Source organism: Streptomyces sp. NPDC002845, assembly GCF_053591955.1.
The window spans coordinates 1-1,587 of the sequence record NZ_JBSFUU010000232.1 but is presented as its reverse complement, the minus strand read 5'-3'; the positions used below and the strand labels follow the sequence as shown (position 1 = coordinate 1,587).

1 protein-coding gene is annotated in these 1,587 nt (G+C 64.1%); it reads left to right on the top strand.

Annotated elements, in window-relative coordinates:
* Positions 1–159: 159 nt before the first annotated feature.
* Positions 160–1,389, top strand: a complete 1,230-nt coding sequence (locus ACWD3C_RS48545; protein WP_451155235.1) for a hypothetical protein — start codon at positions 160–162, stop codon at positions 1,387–1,389.
* Positions 1,390–1,587 lie beyond the last annotated feature (198 nt).

Here is a 1,587-nt window from a genome sequence, read left to right as displayed (position 1 = left end):
ATCACCCTCAGCCCGAGCCGAATCGGCGACATCGCCCGCGCCGCCCTCGCCCTCAACGGAATCTGGAAATGATCACCGCTGAGAAAACGTCACTGGGCGCGATATCACGGATCCACTGTCGGCATTCTTCTGAGCCTGCTGCGGCGCACAAGGGACCAGTTGGCCGCGTACACGATCTCTCACCTGCCCCGGCAAGACGTGGAGCATCTCCACGAGGACCGGAGCAGCGGACTCCCCTTTTTCTCCTTCGAGCGCTACCCCAAGCACGCCCAAGGGGAACTGAAATACAGCGAATTGGATTGGCTCAACCTCTACTTCGCCTACTACCTCCTCTTGGACCCGGAGGGTCTGACGGAGTTCGACACCGCCACCTGGGACATGCGGGCGGCAATGGAGCACTCCCTCGAAGACATGTGGCGCCAGGGTGCGGGCATGGAGATGGTCGAGTGTCCCGATGACGTACGCGTCGGCATCGACGGGCCCCTGAAGCTCGTGCACACCTCCGAGGGCCCGCTCACCACTCGCGTCCTCTTCGAGTGCGCGGCGGTGCTCGACGAACTCTTCCAGTTCGAGGGCGCCTTCATACGGAAAGCTGACCCGGCGCTGCGCGAGTTCTTGCTCGAGGTGCTGAACGGCGAGTATGGGATGCCGTGTCGCCTGGCACGTGCTCTCGCAGGGCGCACCCTCGGCGGAAGTACCGTCCTGGCCCTCATCGACTTCGCACTGAACCCTGTGGTGCCGGGCTTGAACTCCGACGACCCGTCCGTCGACTGGAAAGAGCTCTACCCTCCCTACCGGTTCGTGACGGCAGCCAAGGCGATGACGGGCTGGGAGACGGACCTGGAGTTCCAGTATCCGAGCCACGAGGCGACGGTCCACTTCCAGCACATGCTGGCCAAGCGCAGTGGGCTCCGGATGGGAAGCGTGGCTTCCCGTCTGTCCGACCTCTCGACCCTCCGGGAAGCCGCCACGGCCCCCATGCACCTGTCCGCGCGTACGCCTGCCGTGTCCCTCATGTGCGCTTCACGTCTGCTTGCCCTGCGGGAAAGAGACGTCTGTTCGATCTCGCGCTACGGCGTCAATTTCCTGGGCGAGAGAGCGACCAGGTTCATCAAGCCCGACCGGGACATGCAGTGGCTGTTCCCGGTGTTCCAGGTGAGTCAGGGTGAGTACCGGTGGCCGGCGGAGCACGTGGGCCTCGATGAGGCGACGGACCTACTGATAGGTGCCGCCGTGGCGTCGGCGTACGACGACATCCTGCACGGCGTCGGCCCTCTCGCTCACGACCACCTTCCCCGCAGCCTCTTCGACGACGTCGGACAGGTCGAAGCGCTGAACCAGGTCCTCAAGGACTCGACGGGACTGGACATGGGCTGGCATCGGACCTGATGCGGACCCATCCACCGCTCCTGGCGCAACGCCTTCGCTGAGCACCGGTCACGCTGTGCGCCTCGTACATGGCCATCCCTCACCCGGTCCGTCGGCCTATGAGCCTCGATCCACCACGCGATAGCCGGTCTTTGGACGGAGAAATAGGAAGAGGTGCCTGCTGACCTGCGATAATGGGAGTTCCTACGCTTCCATCAG